This window comes from Pseudomonas sp. HLG18, assembly GCF_051903985.1.
GTDB lineage: Bacteria > Pseudomonadota > Gammaproteobacteria > Pseudomonadales > Pseudomonadaceae > Aquipseudomonas > Aquipseudomonas fluorescens_BT.
Genome location: NZ_CP195831.1, coordinates 1,330,263 through 1,352,639, shown reverse-complemented (window position 1 = coordinate 1,352,639; position 22,377 = coordinate 1,330,263). Strand labels below are relative to the sequence as shown.

The following is a 22,377-nucleotide window of genomic DNA, read 5'->3' as shown; positions in this document are numbered from 1 at the left end:
TCACTTCTTGTGCTGCGCTACCCACTCGCCATAGGCATTGATGAAGCTCTGCAGAAACGGCTTGACCGACTCGTTCAGCTTGCCCGACTCATCGAACGCCGTACCGGCGCCACCCAGATAAGCCTCAGGCTGTTGCATGCAAGGCACATTGAGGAAAACGAATGACTGACGCAAATGCTGGTTGGCGCCAAAACCGCCGATGGCACCCGGCGAAACACTGATCACTGCGCCCGGTTTGCCGCCCCAGACACTCTTGCCATAAGGCCGCGAGCCAACGTCAATCGCATTCTTCAAGGGTGCCGGCACAGAGCGGTTGTACTCCGGGGTGACAAACAGCACCGCGTCGGATGACGCCACTTTTTGCCGAAAAGTGCTGTAGGCTGCCGGCGGTGAATCGCCGTCAATGTCTTCGTTATAGAGTGGCAGATCGCCAATTTCCACAATGTTCAGCTTGAGGTTGGCCGGTGCCAGTTCCGCCAGCGCCAGCGCGACCTTGCGATTGATCGAAGCTTTACGCAGGCTGCCAACCACTACCGCGACGTTATAGACATTGCTCATGGGAAGACTCTCGACTGTCCGTGGGGAGGAGCCTGTAGTTATAGATGATCCGGCGACGATTCCACCAGACGACAAGGGATATTTCCCGCATCCGGATTATTTTTTTCCTGTAGGAAAACTTACCAAGCTCGATGACGGTCTACCAAGCCGCAAATCAAGCGTTTTATCTCCAGAGGTTCTAAGCAGATGGCAGCAGTACTCGTCGGTCAGTTCCATGCAAGAGATGCGGAAGGCCGCGTTTATTCCGTGCATGAGTTCCAGGAATCCACCCCGTCGGCAGACGGTTTCACCGGCATGGAGCCCGTTACAACCTACAAACTGGCGATTGGTGACCGCGTCAATAAAATCGACGAAAACGAGTTCCTGCTGGTTCAGTCAGGCATCACGCTGATCCGCGAACCCGAGCCATCGGTCGCTTCATAACCGATTGTTATGAGCAGAAGTCATCCGCGCCGAGTTGGGGTAGGATTCAGCCACTGACCCCAACGGCCGGACATGGACTTCACGCATGCGTTTACGTCATATCGAGGTGATACAGGCGCTTTTACAGGCGGGTCACGTGGGCACCGCCGCCGAATGGCTGCAATTGCCGGCGGGCGATGTCGAGGAGCGACTGCGCGAAGCCGAGAGTCAGCTGGGGTTCATGCTGTTCGCCAGTGTGCGCGGCCGGCTTCAAGCCACAGCCGAAGCTCGAGCGTTGCAAGTTGAAATCGCCCACATTTATGACGCGCTGGAACCGGTGCAACGGCTGGCCAGCAGTCTCAAGCAATACCTCGCCCCACCCCTTCGAATCATCGGCACCCCGCCGCTGGCACAGCAGTTGTTGCCGCAAAGTCTCGCTGCACTGCGCCGACGCCTGCCGGACGTACCCTGCACGCTGCTCAGTGAGCCCACCCGCCACATCGTTCGCAGTCTGTTGCTGCGCGAAAGCGATCTGGGTCTGAGCCTGCACGATCCCGAACATCCGGATATCCATTGCCAGCCGCTGGCGCAAGGCAAGCTGCAATTGCTCGCGCCCCACGGCTGGCTGCAACCGAAGCAGAAGTACATTTCGCTGCAGGATCTGGCAGGTCAGGCGATGGTCGGCCTCGAAGGTCAGGACCCGCTGAGCCCGGCGCTGGAACACAAACTTCAGGCACTGCGCCCGGCACCGAGCATCCACACCCGGGTGCAGACCCATCAGATGATGCGCAGCATGGTTGAGGCCGGTGAAGGCCTGGCCATCGTCGACCCGTTCACCGCGCTGGGTGCCCGGGCCAGTGGAATAGACACTTGCCCGTTGTCACCGGCGGTGCCGATCAGCCTTTATGCACTGACCTTCAAGCACGCGCCGGCGACATCGGCAGTCCAGACATTGCTGAGTATCGTCACGGAACAAGCCGCGGCGATGCTGGCGAGCTGATCGGGCTTTCCAGCGGATTATCGAACAGTCGATACCAGAACAACGCCACCTCGGCGGTATTGGGGTCAATACCGCGATAACGCAGATGGTCGATGCCACCGATCACATAACCGCAGCGCTCATACAAGCGACAGGCGCCGAGGTTGTTGTTCTGGGTCTCGAGCATGATCCCCGGCAGTTTTTTCTTGCGGCTCCAGAACTGCGCCACCTCCAGCAACGCCTTGGCAACACCATGGCGCCGTGCCGGCGCATGCACCGCCAGCTCATCGATATGGGCGAAACCGTTCCAGTTGGTGCTGATCACCAGATGCCCCACAGGCTGATCTTCCAGCCAGGCCATGAAGATCGCACTGTCGGGCGCATCGCGAAAACTGCTGAATTCTTCGGGGTCGATGCCGTAGCACTTGCGATACGGCACGATGGGCGTCACGCCCCACTGCGCGACGGGCTTGCCGATTTCGGCCGCGCCATAGGCGGCGACCTCGAAGCTGAAATCGCTGCCCCAGATATAGGCGGCAAAGCCGTCGTCGGCAACGCGCACCGACAGCCCTGGGTATTTTGGATTCATGACCGGTTGCATACTGGGAAACGCCCTCATTCCTTGACGCAATCGACGGTGTAATGCCGTCCATTGCCCTCGTCTTCGTGTTGCAGTCCGTGCACATCGATCACGAAACCCGGAAAACTCGCATCGAACGTGCGGGCAAATTTCAGGTAATCGATGATCGACCGGGTGGATTCGGTGAAGCGTTCGCCGGGCATGATCAACGGAATCCCCGGCGGATAAGGCACCAGCATCACCGCCGCGACACGCCCCTCCAGCTCATCGATCGGCACCGCCTCGACTTCGCCGCGCACCAGTTGATCGTAGGCGTGAGCCGGTTTCATGGCGATTTCCGGCAGCACGGTGTACATGCGTCTGAGGTGTCTGGCGGTGGCATTGCTGCGGTAGCAGGCGTGGAGTTGATCGCAGAGATCGCGCAGGCCCATGCCGCGATACCGCACAGGATCTTCCTGGGCGACACACTTCAGGCAGGCATCGAGGCTGACGTTGGCGTCGTAGTTGCGCTTGAACTCCAGCAGTTCGGTCAGCAGCGTGCTCCACTTGCCCTTGGTGATACCCATGGAGAACAGCACCAGGAACGAATACAGCCCGGTTTTCTCCACCACCAGCCCGCGCTCCCAGAGGAAACGGCTGACCACCGCCGCCGGAATGCCCTTGTCGCTCAGCGCGCCGCCGGCGGTCAGGCCTGGCATCACCAGGGTGACCTTGATTGGATCGAGCAGTACGTAGTCGTCGCTGACCTCGCCGAAACCATGCCAGTCCGCCTCGGGCTTCAGCAGCCAGTCTTCGGTCTGCACCCGGTCGATGCCCTCGACACCCGGCGGCTGCCAGATCGAAAACCACCAGTCATTGGCGTCGATGTGTTGCCGCAGATTGGCCAGGGCCCGGCGAAAGCTCAGGGCTTCGTCGAAGGTTTCCTGCAACAGCGAACGCCCGGCCGGGCCTTCCATCATGGCCGAGGCCACGTCCAGCGAAGCGATGATGCTGTACTGCGGCGATGTCGAGATATGCATCATGAACGCTTCGTTGAACCGGTCGCGATCCAGCTGACGCGCGCCGCCGTCCTGCACATGAATCATTGAAGCCTGGCTGAACGCGGCCAGCAGTTTGTGAGTGGAATGGGTGGTGAACACCAGGGGGCTGTCGGCGCTGCGCGAGGTGGCCATGCCGTAGCGTCCGGCAAAGAATTCGTGAAACGCCGCGTAGGCGTACCAGGCTTCGTCGAAGTGCAAGACTTCGACGCTGTTGCCAAGGCTCTGCTTGATCAGTTCGGCGTTGTAGCAGAGGCCGTCGTAAGTGGAGTTGGTCACCACGGCCAGTTTGACTTTCGGCTCCCGGCCCTTGGTCAGCGGGCTCGCGTCGATCTTGGCCTGGATCGATTCGCGGCTGAACTCGCTCAGCGGAATCGGCCCGATAATGCCCAGCTCGTTACGTTCAGGGCACAAATAGAGAGGAATCGCGCCAGTCATGATGATCGCGTGCAACACCGACTTGTGGCAGTTGCGATCCACCAGCACCAGATCATCGCGCCCGACCATCGAGTGCCAGACGATTTTGTTGGCGGTCGAGGTGCCATTGATCACGAAAAAGGTGTGATCGGCGCCGAAATTGCGCGCCGCCCGTGCTTCCGCTTCAGCCAGCGGCCCGGTGTGATCGAGCAGCGAACCCAGCTCCGGCACCGACACCGACAAATCCGAACGTAGAGTATTTTCCCCGAAGAACTGATGAAACGCCTGCCCCACCGGGCTCTTGTGATACGCCACCCCGCCGCCATGACCGGGGGTGTGCCAGGAATAGTTGGAATCGGCGGTGTGCTGCACCAGCGCCTTGAAGAATGGCGGCAGCAGCCCGTCCAGATATTTACGCGCCGCCCGTGCAACCTGCCGGGCCAGAAACGGTACGGTGTCTTCGAACAGATAAAGGATGCCGCGCAACTGATTCAATTCGGCCATGGCATCGGCCGGGGCGTTTTCCAGGGTGACCTGCTCGCCGAGGGCGAAGATTGGCAGATCCGGCGCCCGCACCCGGGCCAGGCCGATCAGTTCGGCCATGTTCTGTAACAAATGGGAATGGGTGCTGGCATCTTCGGCGGCGATCAACATGCACGCCAGACCATGGTGGGTCGACGCCACCAGCCGGCCCTCGGTGTAGTCCGTGGCCGAAACGATGCTGAAACCTTCCTGCTCAAGTTCACGGGCAATGCCGCGAATGCGTTCGCCGGCAACCGTGTCGGCCTTGATGTCGCGGTGGACGATCAATACCGGGAACTTCAGATCTTTGTACATGGGGCTCAGTGTCCTGAGGCGGCGGAGAGTGATCTGCCAAAGTCCTCAGGGTAGAGGGTCGGAGCGGATGTGGCGAGGGTGGCCAGTTGTCAGTACTGACAAAAAAAGGATCGTCCGGACACGGCTTTGGTGTCCGGACGATCCTTTTGTGCCTTACGCCTGAGCTTCGGCTTCCAGCAACTGTGTCCACAGCGCCGGGGCGCCGGCCGACTTGGCGATGATTTCCAGGCGCGCCTGGTGTTCAGCCAGTTCGGCTTCGGTGGCGCGAATGATTCGCCCCGGTTTGCGATCCGCCGGCAGACGGCGGATTTCAGTGGCGGAGTTGTCCGCGCCCTCGCCCGTGCCGTTACCGTCGGAAGCATTGCCGGCCAGCGACAGGCTGGTCTGGCCACCAGTCATGGTCAGGTAGACGTCGGCGAGAATCTCCGAGTCGAGCAATGCGCCGTGCAGCTCACGGCCGGAGTTGTCGACGCCGTAGCGTTTGCACAAGGCATCGAGGCTGTTGCGCTGACCCGGATGACGCTCCCTGGCCATCATCAGGGTGTCGAGGATCGTGCAGTGCTGCGTGATGTCAGCTCGATCCTGCTGGCCCATCAGGGCGAATTCGTTGTTGATGAAGCCAACGTCGAACGCCGCGTTATGGATGATCAGTTGCGCGCCGTTGATGAACTCGAAGAATTCGTCGGCCACTTCGGCGAAGCGCGGCTTGCCGACGAGAAATTCGTTGGTAATGCCGTGGACGCCGATCGCGCCTTCGTCACTTTCGCGATCCGGCTGCAGGTAGACGTGAAAGTGCCGCCCCGTCAGACGCCGACCGATCAGTTCGACGCAACCGATTTCAATGATCCGGTGACCATCGGTCACCGGCATGCCGGTGGTTTCGGTATCGAGTACAACGGATCTGGTGGCCATCAGTGTTCAGCTCTCAACGGGGTCAATCGTGCAAAAGCGGCGATGTTAACACGCTCGCCGGGAGGGTTTCAGTGGTAAGGACTCAGCTCTGCTTGTAACCGCGAACCTCATCCACCCCGCGGTTGGCCAACTGGTCGGCACGCTCGTTGCCGTGGTGGCCGATGTGGCCGCGCACCCATTTCCAGGTGACCTTGTGGCGGTTGACCTGCTCGTCGAGCTCTTTCCACAGATCGGCGTTTTTGACTGGCTCCTTGGCAGCGGTTTTCCAGCCGCGTTTCTTCCAGTTGGCCATCCACTCGTTGATGCCTTTCATCACGTATTGCGAGTCGGTTACCAGCAGCACTTCGCATGGACGCTTGAGGGCTTCCAGGCCACGGATCGCGCCGAGCAGTTCCATGCGATTGTTGGTGGTGTTGGCCTCGCCGCCCCACAGTTCCTTTTCGACGCCCTTGCACACCAGCAAGGCTCCCCAGCCGCCCGGGCCGGGATTGCCTTTGCAGGCGCCGTCAGTGAACAGTTCTACGCTATCGACGCTTTCGCTCATGCCAATCTATCCAGATAAATGCGTGGCCTCGCCGATCAAGGATCGACGACGGCCAGGGCCGGGACAAACCCGGCCACAATAAAAGAAGGTTTACGGTTCGATACGGCGACGATTGACCTTGGCCATCGGCAGCGGAATCAGCTTGCCCATGGGCTCGCGGCGCTCCTGGCGCACCGGACGCAGGCCGACCACGATCTTGCGCGCGACCAACAGATAGAAACCGCCGCCCGCCAGTTGCCAGTCGCCGGCCTTGCGTTCCCAGCCGGCCAGACGGGCCTGCCACTTGGGTGACGCGAGCGGCGGACGATAGCACCCGAAGCGGCGTTTCTCCAGCGCGAAGCCCAGCAGGTTGAGCCAGTCGGCGACCCGCGACGGCGCGATGCAGCGGGCCTGGTGCAACGCGTCGTGAGCGAACACATGGCGCAAGCCCCAGGTACTCCAGGGATTGATCCCGACGATCAGCAGGTGTCCGCCGGGGCGCACGCTGCTGGCCGCCTCACGCAGCAAGCCATGGGGCGACAGGCAGAAATCCAGACCGTGCTGCAACACCACCACGTCGGCGGCGTGCTCGCTCAACGGCCAGGCCTGTTCTTCGCAGACGATCTCCACGCCCGGCAACGGCGCGCCCAGCCGCACATTGCGCTGCACCTGTGGCGCCGACGGCGGTGTTTCGGCGGACGGACCGTAATGCACCAGATAGCCGCCGAAGAACCGGCCGAGCTCGTCTTCGAGCATGCGCCGCTCTTCGTCCAGCAGAAATTGCCCGAGGGGGCCGGACAGCCACTCACGGGCCGCCCCGATCAGGGCCAGCCAGTCAGGATCGGCCTGAGCGAACGCTTTATCGATCATTGCATTCTCCAACACGCCAGGAACCTCTAAGATGCGCCAATGTTACCCGCTTGGCGAATCCGAAGATGATACAGATCAGTGCCCTGCCCGCCTTCACCGACAACTACATCTGGTTGTTACAGGATCATGCCACCCAACGTTGCGCGGTGGTCGATCCGGGAGATGCCGCCCCCGTACAGGCGTGGCTCGACGTGCATCCGGGCTGGGTGCTGAGCGACATTCTGATCACCCACCATCACCACGACCATGTCGGTGGCGTCGAGGCGCTCAAGAAAGCCACTGGAGCCACCGTCTACGGTCCGGCCAGCGAAAGCATCCCGGGGCGGGACGTCGCGCTCAAGGACAACGACAAGGTGCGTGTGCTCGGCTGGGACTTCGAGGTCTACGCCGTCCCCGGCCACACCCTGGGGCACATCGCCTATTACCATCACGGCCTGCTGTTCTGCGGCGACACTCTGTTCGCCGCCGGTTGCGGCCGGTTGTTCGAAGGCACACCGGAGCAGATGCATCATTCCCTTGGTCGTCTGGCGGCGCTGCCGGAAGACACTCTGGTGTACTGCACTCACGAATACACCCTGAGCAACCTGAAATTCGCTGCCGCCGTGGAGCCGGGCAACCCGGACATTGCCACCCGTCTGGAAAAAGTCACCCGGCAACGGCAGAACGGGGTCATGACCCTGCCCTCGACCATCGCACTGGAAAAGCTCACAAACCCGTTTCTGCGTACCGGTGAAACATTAGTTACACAAAAAGTGGACGAACGGAACGGCGCTCAAAACCGGGCGCCGAGTGAGGTTTTTGCGGCTCTGCGGGCTTGGAAAGATAAGTTCTAAGCCGCTCACCACTGGGTACAAAAACCGTGAATGGTTGACCGCAAGGGGTGCGCTTTCTAGAATCGCCCGACATTTTTGCCCGGAACTTACTTCCAGCCAATGTCGTCATCCATACGTAAGTCCGTCAATTCAGACGCATTGACCCGCCTGGCGCAAGCCATCGCGGTGGCTGTGTCCGCCACGCTGGCGGGCTGCTCCAGCCATGCTCCGCAGACTGAAGCGACCCATACGCCGAACATTGCTGCGCGAGCCAAGCAGAAGCCGATCTGGTTGTCCGAAAAGCCCAGCCCTCAGGTGCCCCAGGACATCTGGGAACGCATGCGCAACGGTTTTCAGCTGCAGGAAGGTCTGGGCGTGAACCCGCGCATCGAGCAACAGCGCCTGTGGTTTGCCAGTAATCCTTCCTTCCTCGAAAACGCCGGCGAACGCGGCAGCCTATACATTCACTACATCGTCGAACGCCTCGAAGAACGCAACATGCCGCTGGAACTGGCGCTGCTGCCGGTCATCGAGAGCGCCTACAACCCGATGGCCTACTCCCGCGCCGATGCGGTAGGCCTCTGGCAGTTCATCCCGTCCACCGGGCGCTACTACAACCTGCGCCAGACCCGTTTCTACGACGGCCGTCGCGACATCACCGCCTCGACCACCGCTGCGATGGATTACCTGACCCGCCTGCACGACATGTTCAACGGTGACTGGCTGTTGGCTCTCGCCGCCTACAACGCCGGTGAAGGCACGGTCAGCCGCGCCATCGAACGTAACGAACGCCTGGGTTTGCCAACCGACTACTGGAACCTGCCGCTGCCGGCGGAAACCCAGGCCTACGTGCCGAAACTGCTGGCCCTGTCGCAAGTGGTGCTGGCGCCGGAAGCCTACGGGGTCAACCTCAACCCGATCGCCAACGAGCCTTACTTCCAGGTCGTCGAAATCAACCAGCGCATGGACCTGTCCAAGGTCGCCGCGGTAGCCAACATCGACGAGGACGAGCTGTTCCAGCTCAACCCGGCGTTCAAGCAGCGCACCACCGTCGACGGCCCGCAGCATTTGCTGGTGCCGACGTCCAAGGCGCAATTGCTGACCACCAGCCTGCAGACCATGCGTCCTGAAGAGCTGATCAGCCCGCGTTCGCTGAAACCGGTGTTCGAGGGCGCCGATCCGAGCGAGATCGCACAGGCCAAGCGCGCCTATCGGGTAAAGCGTGGCGACAACCTCGGCTCCATTGCCAAGGCCAACAAGGTCGAGGTCAAGGACCTGCAACGCTGGAACAAGCTGACCGGCAAGAACCTCAAGGTCGGCCAGACGCTGGTGATGCAGGACACCACCAAGCGCACGCCGGCGCGCAACAGTGGCGGGCGCATCAATACGGTCATCGCTGCCAACAGCAAGTCCAGCAGCAAGACCAAAGACAGGGACGACGGCAAGCAGCAGACCCAGTACAAGGTCAAACGTGGCGACACGCTGTATGTGGTCGCCAAGCGCTTCAACGTCGAGATGCAACATCTCAAGCGCTGGAATCCGGGCGCCGGCAAAGCGCTCAAGCCTGGGCAGATGCTCACGGTCTACCAGCCGCACTGACAAAGAGCCCCTGAATTTCAGGGGCTTTTTTTCGCCTGTCATTTTTTGTCTTCGGCGCAGGCGACTCCCACAATTAACCGCGCATTAAGTCTCTGTCTTTTTCCTGTCCATACAAGCTGTTACTGTACGGCCCACAAAGCCCAAGCCGCCTGGATCGGATCTGACTTGAAGCGTCCCCTCCTCCTGCTCCTGATCAGCCTGGCCTTGAGCTCCCCCGCTAGCGCGACAATCACCGAAAGCCACGGTTATGCGCAGTTCGGCACGCTCAAGTACCCGGCCAGATTTACCCACTTCGCCTGGGTCAACCCGCAAGCGCCCAAGGGCGGTACTTTGCGGGTGATGGCGTTTGGCACCTTCGATACGCTCAATCCCTACACGTTCAAGGGCACCAGCCCGGTCACCACTCCGAATTTCCTGCAGTACGGCATCAACGAGCTGAACGAGCCGCTGATGGTCGGCACCGGCCAGTACTCGCCGTCCGGTGACGAGCCGGCCTCCAGCTATGGCCTGATCGCCCGGTCGGTGGAGTACAGCGAAGACCGCAGCTGGGTCGTGTTCAACCTGCGCCCGGAAGCACGCTTCCACGATGGCACGCCGATCACCGCCTATGACGTGGCGTTCTCCTATCGAACGCTGCTCAAGGAAGGCCACCCGCTGTACCGCACGGCGCTTCAGGAAGTGTCGCGGGTCGACATTCTCAACCCGCAACGCATTCGCTTCATCATGAAGCGCTCGGGCAATCCGTTGCTGATCCTGCGCCTCGGGGAGTTGCCGGTGCTGCCTCAGCACTACTGGAAAGACCGCGACTTCAAGGCCACCACCTTCGAACCGCCATTGGGCAGCGGGCCGTACCGCATTACCTCGGTGACGCCGGGGCGGCAGCTGATTTTCGAACGGGTCAAGGATTATTGGGGCAAGGACTTGCCGGTCAATCGCGGCAAGTACAATTTCGATCGCATGGAAGTCGAGTTCTATCGCGACAGCGACGTGGCCTTCGAAGCGTTCAAGGCCGGCGAGTTCGACATCTATATCGAGCATCAGGCGAAGAACTGGGCCAACGGCTACAACTTCCCCGCCGTACGCCGTGGCGACGTGATCAAGGCGCAGATCCCGCACCAGATCCCGACCCAGAGCCAGGGCCTGTTCATGAACACCCGACGTGCCACCTTCTCGGACGTCAAGACCCGCGAAGCGCTGGGTCTGATGTTCGACTTCGAGTGGACCAACCGCGCGCTGTTCAGCGATGCCTACCAGCGCACCACCAGCTATTACCCGAACAGCGAATTCAGCGCCAGCGGTCTGCCGGTCGGCCACGAATGGCTGATGCTCAAGCCCTACAAGGAGCAACTGCCGGCCCGGCTGTTCACCGAGCCGTTCACGCTGCCGCAGACCGACGGGCGCGGCATTCCCCGGGAAACCATGCGCAAGGCGCTGGCGCTGCTGGCCGAGGCCGGCTGGAAGCTCAACGGCCAGCGTCTGCAGAACGCCACCGGCCAACCGCTGAGTCTTGAACTGCTGCTGGTCAATCCGAACCTTGAGCGCATCCTCCAGCCGTACATCGAGAACCTCAAGAGCATCGGCATCGACGCGCGCCTGCGCACGGTGGATCGCGCCCAATACAAACAACGTCTGGATCAGTTCGATTTCGACATGATCCTGATGACCCTCAACCAGACCCTCAGCCCGGGACTGGAGCAGTGGCAGTACTTCCATTCCAGCCAGGTCGGGGTCAAGGGCAGCAAGAATTACGCAGGCATCGCCAACCCGGTGGTCGACCATCTGCTGGAGCAACTGCTCGCCGCCCGCACTCGCGATGAACAGGTCGCCGCCGGCAAGGCCCTGGACCGCGTGCTGCTCTGGCAGCACTACAGCATTCCCAACTGGTACCTCAATTATCACCGTCTGGCGTACCGCAACCGGTTCGCCTTCGTCAGCACGCCGCCCTACACCCTGGGCCTGAGCGCGTGGTGGCTGAAATCTTCGGAGAAAGGTCAATGAACGCCGTTCGCACCCTGCTCATGCAGGCTTGCAGCCTGTTGTTCGCCGGGCTGGCCTGTGCCGCCCCGCAACACGCCGTGACCCTGTACAACGAGCCACCGAAATACCCTGCCGATTTCAAGCATTTCGATTACGTCGACCCCAATGCTCCCAAGGGCGGGATCTTCCGTCAGGCCGGCTTCGGCGGTTTCGACAGCCTGAACCCGTTCATCAGCAAGGGCGTGCCGGCAGATGACGTCGGGCAGATCTACGACACCCTGACCCGGCATAGCCTCGACGAGCCGTTCACCGAATACGGCCTGATCGCCGGCAAGATCGAAAAGGCCCCGGACAACAGCTGGGTGCGCTTCTACCTGCGCCCCGAAGCGCGCTTCCATGACGGCCACCCGGTGCGCGCCGAAGACGTCGTGTTCAGTTTCGAGACCCTGACGAAAGAGGGCTCGCCGATGTTTCGCGGTTACTACAGCGACGTCGAAGCAGCCGTCGCCGAAGACCCGCTGACGGTGCTGTTCAAGTTCAAGCACAACAACAACCGCGAGCTGCCGCTGATCCTCGGCCAGTTGCCGGTGCTGCCGAAACACTGGTGGGCCAGTCGCGATTTCAACAAGGGCAATCTGGAAATCCCGCTGGGCAGCGGCCCGTACAAGGTCGCCGAAGTGAAGGCCGGACGCTCGGTACGATACGAGCGGGTCAAGGATTACTGGGGCAAGGACCTGCCGGTCAATCGCGGTTTCTACAATTTCGACGTGATGACCACCGACTACTTCCGCGACAACACCGTCGCCCTGGAAGCCCTGAAGGCCGGCCAGTTCGACTACTGGTTGGAAATGACCGCGAAGAACTGGGCCAACGCCTACAACATGCCGGCCGTCACCGAGGGCCGACTGGTCAAGGAGCTGATCCCCAACGGCAACCCGACGGGCATGCAGGGCTTCGTCTTCAACCTGCGCCGGCCGGTGTTCCAGGACGTTCGCGTGCGTCAGGCACTGGGTCTGTTGCTCGACTTCGAATGGACCAACAAGCAATTGTTCAACGGCGCCTATGTGCGCACCCGCAGTTATTTCGAGAACTCGGAAATGGCCGCCACCGGCCTGCCGGATGCCGATCAGCTGGCGATCCTCGACCCGTTCCGCCGCCAGCTCCCGGCGCAGGTGTTCAGCGAAGCCTTCGAAAATCCTAAGACCGACGCCAGCGGCATGATCCGCCTGCAGCAACGCGAAGCCTATCAACTGCTGCAAGAGGCCGGCTGGAAGATCGTCGACGACAAAATGGTCGACACCACCGGCAAACCGGTGGTCATCGAGTTCCTGCTGGCCCAGACCGAATTCGAGCGGGTGCTGCTGCCGTTCAAGCGCAACCTCGCCGACCTGGGCATCGATCTGGTGATCCGCCGTGTCGACGTCTCGCAGTACGTCAACCGCGTGCGTTCGCGGGATTTCGACATGATCGTCGGCAGTTTCCCGCAGTCCAACTCACCGGGTAACGAACAACGGGAGTTCTGGATGAGCGCCGCCGCCGACAAGCCCAGCAGCCGCAACTCCATGGGCCTGAAAGACCCGATCGTCGATCACCTGGTCGAAAGCCTGATCAACGCCGACTCGCGCAAAAGCCTGGTGGCCCACGCCCGGGCTCTCGACCGCGTGCTGCAATGGGGTTACTACGTGATCCCCAACTGGCACATCAAGAGCTGGCGCGTGGCGTACTGGAACCACATCGGCCATCCGAAAGTCTCCCCCAAGTACGACATCGGCATTAACACCTGGTGGGTCAAACCCGATACAAAACCTGCGGTAGAAGTGCAAACCCAACTGCAAGCCGACCCTGTGGGCACGGAGTAATCAGATGCTGGCGTACATTTTTCGACGACTGTTGCTGATCATCCCGACCCTGTTCGGCATTCTGCTGATCAACTTCGTGATCATCCAGGCCGCGCCCGGCGGCCCGGTGGAGCAGATGATCGCCAAGCTCGAAGGCTTCGAAGGTGCCACCAGCCGCATCGCCGGCGGCGGCGCCGAAGTGTCGGTGGCCGGCTCCTCCTATCGCGGTGCGCAGGGCCTGGACCCGGCGCTGATCAAGGAAATCGAGAAGATGTACGGGTTCGACAAGTCGGCCCCGGAGCGTCTGTGGATCATGGTCAAGAACTACGCGCGACTGGATTTCGGCGACAGCTTCTTCCGCGACGCCAAGGTCATCGACCTGATCAAGGAAAAGATGCCGGTGTCGATCTCCCTCGGGCTGTGGAGCACGCTGATCATGTACCTGGTGTCGATCCCGCTGGGGATCGCCAAGGCCACGCGGCACGGCAGTCATTTCGACGTATGGACCAGTTCGGCGATCATCGTCGGTTATGCGATTCCGGCGTTCCTGTTTGCGATTCTGCTGATCGTGGTGTTTGCCGGCGGCAGTTATCTGGACTGGTTTCCTTTACGCGGGCTGACGTCGAACAACTTCGATGAGCTGAGCCTAGGCGGGAAGGTCCTCGACTACTTCTGGCACCTGGCGCTGCCGGTGACGGCGCTGGTGATCGGCAACTTCGCGACCATGACCCTGCTGACCAAAAACAGCTTCCTCGACGAAATCAACAAGCAGTACGTGGTCACCGCCAAGGCCAAGGGCCTGACCCGCCACCGCGTGCTCTACGGCCATGTGTTCCGCAACGCGATGCTGCTGGTGATCGCCGGTTTCCCCTCGGCGTTCATCGGCATCTTCTTCACAGGTTCCCTGCTGGTGGAAGTGATCTTCTCCCTCGACGGCCTCGGCCTGATGAGTTTCGAAGCGGCGATCAACCGCGATTACCCGGTGGTGTTCGGCACCCTGTTCATCTTCACCCTGCTGGGGCTGGTGGTGAAACTGATCGGCGACCTCACCTACACCCTGGTCGATCCGCGCATCGACTTCGCCAGCCGGGAGCATTGAGATGAACCTGTCCCCGCTAAACCGTCGACGCTTCGAACTGTTCAAGGCCAACAAGCGTGGCTGGTGGTCACTGTGGCTGTTTCTGATCCTGTTCGGCCTGAGCCTGGGTGCCGAACTGATCGCCAACGACAAGCCGCTGGTGGTGCACTACGACAACAACTGGTACTTCCCGGCGATCAAGCGCTACCCGGAAACCACCTTCGGCGGCGAATTCCCGCTGGAAGCCAACTACAAGAGCCCGTACATCCGCGAACTGCTCAAGGCCAAGGACGCGTGGGTGCTGTGGGCGCCGATCCCGTTCAGCTACCAGAGCATCAACTACGACCTGAAAGTCCCGGCCCCTGCCCCGCCCTCGGCGGACAACCTGCTGGGCACCGACGATCAGGGCCGCGATGTGCTGGCGCGGGTGATCTACGGTTTCCGTATCTCCGTGCTGTTCGCCCTGACCCTGACCGTGCTCAGTTCGATCATCGGCGTGATCGCCGGTGCGCTGCAGGGCTTCTATGGCGGCTGGGTGGATCTGGCCGGCCAGCGCTTCCTGGAGATCTGGTCGGGTTTGCCGGTGCTGTACCTGCTGATCATTCTCGCCAGCTTCGTCCAGCCGAATTTCTGGTGGCTGCTGGGGATCATGCTGCTGTTCTCGTGGATGAGCCTGGTGGACGTGGTGCGCGCCGAGTTCCTGCGCGGGCGCAACCTCGAATACGTGCGCGCAGCCAGAGCGCTGGGCATGCAGAACGGCGCGATCATGTTCCGCCACATCCTGCCCAACGCCATGGTTTCGACCATGACCTTCATGCCGTTCATCCTGACCGGCGCCATCGGCACCCTCACCGCCCTGGATTTCCTCGGTTTCGGCTTGCCGGCCGGCAGTCCGTCGCTGGGTGAACTGGTAGCCCAGGGAAAATCCAACCTGCAGGCGCCGTGGCTGGGCATGAGCGCGTTTGCGGTATTGGCGCTGATGTTGAGCTTGCTGGTGTTTATCGGCGAGTCCGCTCGCGATGCCTTCGACCCGAGGAAGTGAAATGAATCAGGACAATCTGATCGAAGTGCGCGACCTCGCCGTCGAATTCGGAACGGGCGAGCGCTCGCACCGGGTGGTCGAGGGCGTCAGTTTCGACATCAAGCGTGGCGAGACTCTGGCGCTGGTGGGCGAGTCCGGTTCGGGCAAGTCGGTGACGGCGCACTCGATCCTGCGCCTGCTGCCCTACCCGCTGGCTCGCCACCCTGCCGGCAGCATCAGCTATTCCGGGCAGAACTTGCTGGAACTGAGCGAAAAGACCATCCGTCACATCCGCGGCAACCGGATCGCGATGATCTTCCAGGAGCCGATGACCTCGCTCAACCCGCTGCACTCGATCGAAAAACAGATCAACGAAGTGCTCGGCATCCACAAGGGCCTGACTGGCAAGGTCGCGACCAGGCGCACTCTGGAGCTGCTGGAAATGGTCGGCATCCCCGAGCCGCACAAACGGCTCAAGGCCCTGCCCCACGAGTTGTCCGGCGGCCAGCGCCAGCGGGTGATGATCGCCATGGCCCTGGCCAACGAGCCGGAACTGTTGATCGCCGACGAACCGACCACCGCGCTGGACGTGACCGTTCAGCTGAAAATCCTCGACCTGCTCAAGGAATTGCAGGCTCGATTGGGCATGGCGCTGCTACTGATCAGTCACGATTTGAACCTGGTGCGAAGAATTGCGCATCGTGTATGTGTCATGCAGCGCGGTTGCATCGTCGAACAGGCATCGTGCGCAGAGCTGTTCCGTTCTCCGCAGCATCCGTACACTCGGGAGCTGCTGGCGGCGGAGCCCAGCGGAGGCCCGGCGAGCAATAAAATCGGGGCGCCGCTGCTTGAGGTCGAGGACTTGAAAGTCTGGTTCCCGATCAAAAAAGGCTTGCTCAAGCGCACGGTGGATCACGTCAAGGCAGTGGACGGCATCAATTTCAGCCTGCCTCAGGGTCAAACCCTGGGGATCGTGGGGGAAAGCGGTTCCGGCAAATCCACCCTGGGCCTGGCGATTTTGCGGCTCATCGGCAGCAAAGGCGCGATCCGTTTTGAAGGCAAGCAGCTAGACTGCCTGACGCAGAACGAGGTTCGCCCGTTGCGGCGGGAGATGCAGGTGGTGTTCCAGGACCCGTTTGGCAGCCTGAGCCCGCGAATGTGCGTGAGCGACATCGTTGGCGAAGGTTTGCGGATTCACAGGATGGGCACCGCCGCCGAGCAGGAAGCGGCAATTATTGCGGCATTGAAGGAGGTAGGTCTGGATCCGGAAACCCGGCACCGCTACCCCCACGAATTTTCCGGTGGGCAGCGGCAGCGTATCGCCATTGCCCGGGCCTTGGTGCTCAAACCGGCGCTGATCCTGCTGGACGAGCCGACTTCGGCCCTCGACCGGACGGTGCAGCGGCAAGTGGTGGAGCTGTTGCGTTCACTGCAAGCCAAGTACAACCTGACGTATTTGTTCATCAGCCATGACCTGGCTGTTGTGAAAGCGCTGAGCCACCAGTTGATGGTGGTCAAGCATGGCCAAGTGGTCGAACAGGGAGACGCGCAAAGTATCTTTGCCGCCCCCCAACATCCGTATACACAGCAGTTGCTGGAGGCCGCTTTCCTGGCACCAGCCACTGCGCAATAACCTGAAAGAGGAGCAACACATGGGTTTTCTCGCCGGTAAGCGCGTACTGATCGTCGGTGTCGCCAGCAAGCTGTCCATCGCATCCGGCATCGCTGCCGCCATGCATCGCGAGGGCGCTGAGCTTGCCTTCACTTATCAGAACGACAAACTGAAAGGTCGCGTTGAAGAGTTCGCACAGGGCTGGGGTTCGAGCCCTGAGCTGTGCTTCCCGTGCGACGTGGCCAGCGATGAAGAAATCGCCAAGGTCTTCGAAGAACTGAGCAAGAAGTGGGACGGCCTGGACTGCATCGTGCACTCCGTCGGCTTCGCCCCGGGCGACCAACTGGACGGCGACTTCACCGAAGCCACCACCCGTGAAGGCTTCCGCATCGCTCACGACATCAGCGCCTACAGCTTCGTGGCTCTGGCCAAGGCCGGTCGCGAAATGATGAAAGGCCGCAACGGCAGCCTGCTGACCCTGTCCTACCTGGGCGCCGAGCGCACCATGCCGAACTACAACGTGATGGGCATGGCCAAGGCTTCGCTGGAAGCCGGCGTGCGTTACCTGGCCGGCTCCCTGGGCCCGGACGGCACCCGCGTCAACTGCGTATCGGCTGGCCCGATCCGCACCCTGGCCGCTTCCGGCATCAAGAACTTCCGCAAGATGCTGGCCGCCAACGAAGCGCAAACTCCGCTGCGTCGCAACGTCACCATCGAAGAAGTCGGCAACGCCGGCGCCTTCCTGTGCTCCGACCTGGCGTCGGGCATCAGCGGTGAAATCATGTACGTGGACGGCGGCTTCAACACCACCGCCATGGGCAACATCGAAGAGTAATCTTCGCGCTGCCGATAAAAAGCCCGCCGATTGGCGGGCTTTTTCTTGCCTGAGATTTAATTGGTACCGTTTTTCCTGTGGGAGCCAACCTGCAGGCAAATGCGGTTTGTCAGTCAACGCCCCCCGGTGCGCCTGATACCGTCATCGCGAGCAGGCTCGCTCCCACAATTGAAAAGCACAGCGCTAGACTCAGGTCACCCAACCGTCGATTGAGGCCTTCCCATGCAGCTCAGCCCTTTCCATCTGGCCATTCCCGTATACGACCTCGCCGCCGCCCGGCATTTTTACCGTGAAGTGTTCGGCCTCGAAGAGGGTCGTTCCAGCGAGCACTGGGTCGACTTCAATTTCTTTGGCCATCAACTGGTGATTCACCTGGCGCCGAAAAACGCCTCGCAGGAAGCGGCCCACACCAATGCCGTGGACGGGCATGACGTGCCGGTGCCGCATTTTGGTGTAGTGCTGGGGATGGAGGAATGGCACGCCCTGGCCGAGCGCCTGAAATCGCTGGGCACGCGGTTTGTGATCGAGCCGGGGATTCGTTTTCAGGGTCAGGTGGGTGAACAGGCAACGATGTTTCTGTTCGACCCTTGCGGCAATGCGCTGGAGTTCAAGGCGTTCAAGGATATCGGGCAGTTGTTTGCCAAATAGCAGCGTCCATACAGACAGCTCGCTCCCACCCTTTGAAATCGGGAGCGAGCCTGCTCGCGATGAGGCCGACCCTAACAGCGCTTCAGCGCCTGCTTGTGCGCATACATCGCCCCATCCGCATCCGCCAGCAGCTTGTCCACGGTCTCATGCCGTCGCGGGTCGTACTCGATCTGCCCGACACTGAAGCGAATCGCATAACCCCGATGCAACGTCGCATTGCGCTCCTCGAGGATCTCCTTGAGCCGCGCCATGATTGCCGTGGTTTCAATGTGGCTGGAGCCGGTCAGCAGCGCCACGAATTCATCGCCGCCCAACCGCCCGACCACGTCGCTCTCGCGAAAGGCAATGCGCAACACATCGGCGAAGGTCTTGAGCGCACTGTCGCCCTCGGCATGCCCATAAAGATCGTTGATCTGCTTGAAATCGTTGAGGTCGAAAAACAGCAGCGTCGCCGGTTTGTCCATCCGCGCGCAGGCGTCCAGCGCATGTTGGGCCAGCATCTTGAAGCCCCGGCGGTTGGACAGCAGCGTGAGCTCGTCCATGCTCGCCATCTGCACGGCCATCAGTTCCTGCTCGGCCATGCCGGCCAGATCGCGCAGCAACTCGCGTTCTTCGTCGTCGAGTTCCCGGGGTTTGTTGTCGATCAGGCACAAGGTGCCCATCTTGTTGCCATTGGGCACGGTCAGTGGGTAACCGGCGTAAAAGCGGATGTTCGGATCGCCGGTCACCAGCGGATTGTCGTGGAAACGCTCGTCCTCGCGGGCATCGGGCACCAGCAGCAGCTCGTCCTTGAGGATCGCGTGGCCGCAGAACGAAACAGAACGTGGCGTTTCGGTAGTGTCCAGCCCCACGCAGGACTTGAACCATTGCCGCTCCTTGTCCACCAGCGTGACCAGCGCAATCGGTACATTAAACAGTCGCCTGGCCAGACGGGTCAGGCGGTCGAAGCGTTCTTCGGGGGCAGTATCGAGGAGGTTCAATCCATACAGCGCCTGAACCCGAGCCGCCTCATTGGCGGGTTTGCCTGGAACCAGCATCAGTACACTCCATTGTCATCAGTGGTCTTTAGCGTAGACCGATTCGGCGATGACTCAAATGCTCATCCGCCGGCCACCGGACATGGCCCGCCAGCGTCCGCCCACAGCTTGAACTGACTGACGAAGATGTCGTGCGGCACCGGCACCGGTTGCCGCCCTGCCCCGGGATTCCAGCCCCAGAGCACCAGCTTGTCCTCGCTGACGTGCTTGATCAGCGCGGCGAAGTCGCGGTCGCCGTTGCTGGCGCGGTCCTTGATCATGGCGCACAAACGATCCGGCGGCAGGCCGATCCAGGCCATTTTGTGGGCGGTCGGCGGCAGGCTCCAGTGCGGCGCGCCGGGTGGCGCGTGGGGGCCGTAACTGGCCGGTGGATTGCTTTCGGCGTGGCAGGTGGCGCAAGGCAAACCGGCGGCGCCCTTGCCGTCCATGCCGCGCACCACGTTCATCGCGTGGGGCGTGCCAGCGTCGAACTGCAACGGCGAATCGCCGGGAATGTGGCAGTTCTGGCAACGCGGGCTCTGGAACACTTTCTGCACCGTGCCGAAGGCCTTCAAGGCTTCCTGATCGTCGGCAAACAGATCCGACGCATAGCCGCCCAGCCCGATCAGCATCACCGTGCCCAACAACAGATGTCGTTTCATCTCACACCCCCGACAGTTGCAGCGGCAGTTCCCGCAGGCGCTGCCCGGTCAGGGCGAACAGCGCGTTGGCCACCGCCGGCGCCGTGGGCGGCACACCGGCCTCGCCGATGCCGCCTGGTTTGTCGGTGCTCGGCACGATGTGCACCTCGACCACCGGCATTTCGTTGAGCCGCAACACTTGATAGTCGTGATAGTTGGACTGCACGACCTGACCGTCCTTGAGCGTCAGCTTGCTGTGCAGCGCCATGCTCAGGCCGAAGGTGATGCACGACTCCATCTGCGCCGCGATGCTCTGCGGGTTGACCGCAATCCCGCAATCCACAGCGCAGACCACGCGGTGCACGCGGATCTTCAGATTGTCCTGGGATACCTCGGCGACTTGCGCCACGTAGCTGCCGAACGATTCGTGCACCGCCACACCCAATGCGTGTCCGTCCGGCAGCGGGGCTTTCCAGTTGGCCTTCTCCACCGCCAGGTTCAGCACGCCGAGATGCCGGGCATGCTCCTTGAGCAGCGTTCGTCGGTACTCCACCGGATCCTTGCCCGCCGCTGTGGCCATTTCATCGATCAGCGATTCCATGACAAACGCGGTGTGGCTATGACCCACCGAGCGCAGCCACAGCACGTTGATCCCGGTGGCCGGCGAATGCAGATCGACCTGATGGTCCGCCAGCCCCTGGATGTATGGACTGTCCGCCACGCCCTCGACCGAGGTTTGATCGACGCCGTTCTTGACCATGGTTTTTTCCAGCATGGTGCCGGCCATGATCGACTGGCCCACCAGCGCATGCTGCCAGGCCAGCGGCAAACCATCGACACCGAGACCGATTCGCGCCTGATGCAGAAACATCGAACGGTAATACCCGCCGCGAATGTCATCCTCCCGCGACCACACGGTTTTCACCGGCATCGCGGCAGCCTTCGCGACTTGCACCGCTTCGGCCACAAAGTCGGAAGTCGGGTTGGCCCGCCGGCCGAAACCACCGCCGAGGAATTCGGTGTGGATTTCCACCTGCTCCGGTTTCAGCCCGGTGATCTTGCCGGCGATCATTTGGTCCAGCGTCTGAAACTGGGTGCCGGTCCAGATCTCGCATTTTTCGGCGCTGATTTTCACCGTGCAGTTCAGCGGCTCCATCGGCGCATGAGCCAGGTACGGCACGCTGTACTCGACATCGATTTTCTTCGCCGCTTTACCAAAGCTGCCTTTGGCATCCCCGGCCTTACTGGCGGAAATGCCTGGTGTGGCCGCGATTTTGCGAAAACTCTCCAGCAGCTTTTCGCTGCTCAGATCGGCGTGCGGCCCCAGATCCCAATCGACTTTCAATGCATCACGACCGAGCTTCGCCGCCCAGTAATGATCGGCAATTACCGCCACGCCAGTGGGCACCTGCACCACTTTGTGCACACCGGGAACGGCCAGCGCCTGGGCGCCTTCGAAGGATTTGACGCTGGCGCCGAATACCGGCGCCCGGGCGACCATGGCGGTCATCAATCCATCGAACTGCACGTCCATGCCGAACTTGGCGCGGCCGGTGATTTTCTCCGGGGTGTCGAGGCGCTTGGTGGGTTTGCCGATGACTTTCCAGTCCTTCGCTTCTTTAAAGGTGATCGACTTCGGATCCGGCACCGGCAGCTGTCCGGCGGCGTCCGCCAGTTCGCCATAAGTGGCGCGATTGTCGCCGGCAATCACCACGCCGGACTCAGTGCGGATCGTCGAGGGTGCCACGTTGAAACGCTTGGCAGCCGCTTCGATCAACATCTGCCGTGCCGTAGCGCCCGCAAGCCGGTAACGGTCGAACTCCATCCAGGTCGAGGTCGAACCCCCGGTGATCTGCATCCCGCCAAACGCCGGCATGCCGTAGTCGGCAGCCGAGGCCGGCGAGTGCTCGACGCGGATCTTCGACCAGTCGGCGTCCAGTTCCTCGGCAATCAGCATGGTCAGCCCGGTCCAGATGCCCTGGCCCATTTCCGAATGGCCGAGCAGCACGGTGACGCTGTTGTCCGGCGCAATGCGCAGGAACGCGTTCGGCGCAAACACTTTGCCTTCATTTTCCGCCGCCGTGGCAAAGCGGTTGCCACCGGGCACCACGAACGCCACGACGAGACCACCGCCAAGTACGGCGCTGCCCTTGAGAAATCCGCGACGGGATACAGGACTGTTCAT

The 22,377-nt window shown here is 61.5% G+C and carries 20 protein-coding genes; 11 read left to right on the top strand and 9 right to left on the bottom strand.

Going from position 1 to position 22,377, the window contains the following annotated elements; translation table 11 throughout:
* Positions 1-558: an NADPH-dependent FMN reductase gene (locus tag ACSPX5_RS06285; RefSeq protein WP_114882292.1), complete on the bottom strand. Its 558-nt coding sequence runs from the start codon at positions 556-558 to the stop codon at positions 1-3.
* 186 nt (positions 559-744) lie between these two features.
* Here ACSPX5_RS06285 and ACSPX5_RS06280 point away from each other — a divergent pair, with 186 nt between their 5' ends.
* Together ACSPX5_RS06280 and ACSPX5_RS06275 are read left to right on the top strand one after the other, a co-directional pair.
* Positions 745-981: a hypothetical protein gene (locus ACSPX5_RS06280; protein ID WP_439821189.1), complete on the top strand. Its 237-nt coding sequence runs from the start codon at positions 745-747 to the stop codon at positions 979-981.
* An 85-nt stretch (positions 982-1,066) separates the two neighbouring features.
* Positions 1,067-1,960, top strand: coding sequence for a LysR family transcriptional regulator (locus tag ACSPX5_RS06275; protein WP_439821188.1), 894 nt, complete (start codon positions 1,067-1,069; stop codon positions 1,958-1,960).
* Here ACSPX5_RS06275 and ACSPX5_RS06270 read toward each other — a convergent pair.
* The 5 genes from ACSPX5_RS06270 to ACSPX5_RS06250 form a co-directional block, all read right to left on the bottom strand.
* Positions 1,926-2,540: a GNAT family N-acetyltransferase gene (locus tag ACSPX5_RS06270; protein ID WP_207866019.1), complete on the bottom strand. Its 615-nt coding sequence runs from the start codon at positions 2,538-2,540 to the stop codon at positions 1,926-1,928. The genes ACSPX5_RS06275 and ACSPX5_RS06270 overlap by 35 nt on opposite strands.
* A 14-nt stretch (positions 2,541-2,554) precedes the next feature.
* Positions 2,555-4,810 (bottom strand): Orn/Lys/Arg decarboxylase N-terminal domain-containing protein, encoded by a 2,256-nt coding sequence (locus ACSPX5_RS06265; protein ID WP_169429904.1) that lies wholly within the window; start codon positions 4,808-4,810, stop codon positions 2,555-2,557.
* A 153-nt stretch (positions 4,811-4,963) separates the two neighbouring features.
* Positions 4,964-5,722 carry a DNA polymerase III subunit epsilon gene (gene dnaQ / locus ACSPX5_RS06260; RefSeq protein WP_323160981.1) on the bottom strand — a complete coding sequence of 253 codons (759 nt, stop codon included), beginning with the start codon at positions 5,720-5,722 and terminating at the stop codon, positions 4,964-4,966.
* 82 nt (positions 5,723-5,804) lie between these two features.
* On the bottom strand, positions 5,805-6,266 hold the full coding sequence (rnhA, locus tag ACSPX5_RS06255; RefSeq protein WP_003224162.1) for a ribonuclease HI: 462 nt from the start codon (positions 6,264-6,266) through the stop codon (positions 5,805-5,807).
* A gap of 90 nt (positions 6,267-6,356) precedes the next feature.
* Complete coding sequence (locus ACSPX5_RS06250) at positions 6,357-7,115, bottom strand: methyltransferase domain-containing protein (RefSeq protein WP_323160980.1); 759 nt, start codon at positions 7,113-7,115, stop codon at positions 6,357-6,359.
* 65 nt (positions 7,116-7,180) lie between these two features.
* Here ACSPX5_RS06250 and gloB point away from each other — a divergent pair, with 65 nt between their 5' ends.
* The 9 genes from gloB to ACSPX5_RS06205 all read left to right on the top strand — a co-directional run bounded on the left by gloB (position 7,181) and on the right by ACSPX5_RS06205 (position 18,535).
* On the top strand, positions 7,181-7,948 hold the full coding sequence (gene gloB / locus ACSPX5_RS06245; protein ID WP_439821187.1) for a hydroxyacylglutathione hydrolase: 768 nt from the start codon (positions 7,181-7,183) through the stop codon (positions 7,946-7,948).
* A 99-nt stretch (positions 7,949-8,047) separates the two neighbouring features.
* Positions 8,048-9,526, top strand: a complete 1,479-nt coding sequence (locus ACSPX5_RS06240; protein WP_169429901.1) for a transglycosylase SLT domain-containing protein — start codon at positions 8,048-8,050, stop codon at positions 9,524-9,526.
* Between the two features lie 165 nt (positions 9,527-9,691).
* Entirely contained in the window at positions 9,692-11,524 is a 1,833-nt protein-coding gene (locus ACSPX5_RS06235; protein ID WP_169429900.1) for an extracellular solute-binding protein, read from the top strand.
* Positions 11,521-13,362, top strand: coding sequence for an extracellular solute-binding protein (locus tag ACSPX5_RS06230; RefSeq protein ID WP_439821186.1), 1,842 nt, complete (start codon positions 11,521-11,523; stop codon positions 13,360-13,362). The genes ACSPX5_RS06235 and ACSPX5_RS06230 overlap by 4 nt, the downstream gene beginning before the upstream one ends.
* 4 nt (positions 13,363-13,366) lie before the next feature.
* Positions 13,367-14,440: a microcin C ABC transporter permease YejB gene (locus tag ACSPX5_RS06225; protein WP_007956943.1), complete on the top strand. Its 1,074-nt coding sequence runs from the start codon at positions 13,367-13,369 to the stop codon at positions 14,438-14,440.
* Between the two features lies 1 nt (position 14,441).
* On the top strand, positions 14,442-15,461 hold the full coding sequence (locus ACSPX5_RS06220) for an ABC transporter permease (protein WP_085698849.1): 1,020 nt from the start codon (positions 14,442-14,444) through the stop codon (positions 15,459-15,461).
* Between the two features lies 1 nt (position 15,462).
* Complete coding sequence (locus tag ACSPX5_RS06215; RefSeq protein ID WP_169429898.1) at positions 15,463-17,073, top strand: ABC transporter ATP-binding protein; 1,611 nt, start codon at positions 15,463-15,465, stop codon at positions 17,071-17,073.
* Between the two features lie 19 nt (positions 17,074-17,092).
* On the top strand, positions 17,093-17,887 hold the full coding sequence (gene fabI / locus ACSPX5_RS06210) for an enoyl-ACP reductase FabI (RefSeq protein WP_003202751.1): 795 nt from the start codon (positions 17,093-17,095) through the stop codon (positions 17,885-17,887).
* 222 nt (positions 17,888-18,109) lie between these two features.
* Positions 18,110-18,535, top strand: a complete 426-nt coding sequence (locus ACSPX5_RS06205) for a VOC family protein (protein ID WP_192553296.1) — start codon at positions 18,110-18,112, stop codon at positions 18,533-18,535.
* Positions 18,536-18,606: 71 nt separating this feature from the next.
* Here ACSPX5_RS06205 and ACSPX5_RS06200 read toward each other — a convergent pair whose 3' ends face one another.
* The 3 genes from ACSPX5_RS06200 to ACSPX5_RS06190 form a co-directional block, all read right to left on the bottom strand.
* Positions 18,607-19,572: a sensor domain-containing diguanylate cyclase gene (locus tag ACSPX5_RS06200; RefSeq protein ID WP_323160976.1), complete on the bottom strand. Its 966-nt coding sequence runs from the start codon at positions 19,570-19,572 to the stop codon at positions 18,607-18,609.
* A gap of 62 nt (positions 19,573-19,634) precedes the next feature.
* Entirely contained in the window at positions 19,635-20,213 is a 579-nt protein-coding gene (locus tag ACSPX5_RS06195; RefSeq protein ID WP_439821185.1) for a hypothetical protein, read from the bottom strand.
* Position 20,214: 1 nt separating this feature from the next.
* On the bottom strand, positions 20,215-22,377 hold the full coding sequence (locus tag ACSPX5_RS06190) for a molybdopterin cofactor-binding domain-containing protein (protein WP_439821184.1): 2,163 nt from the start codon (positions 22,375-22,377) through the stop codon (positions 20,215-20,217).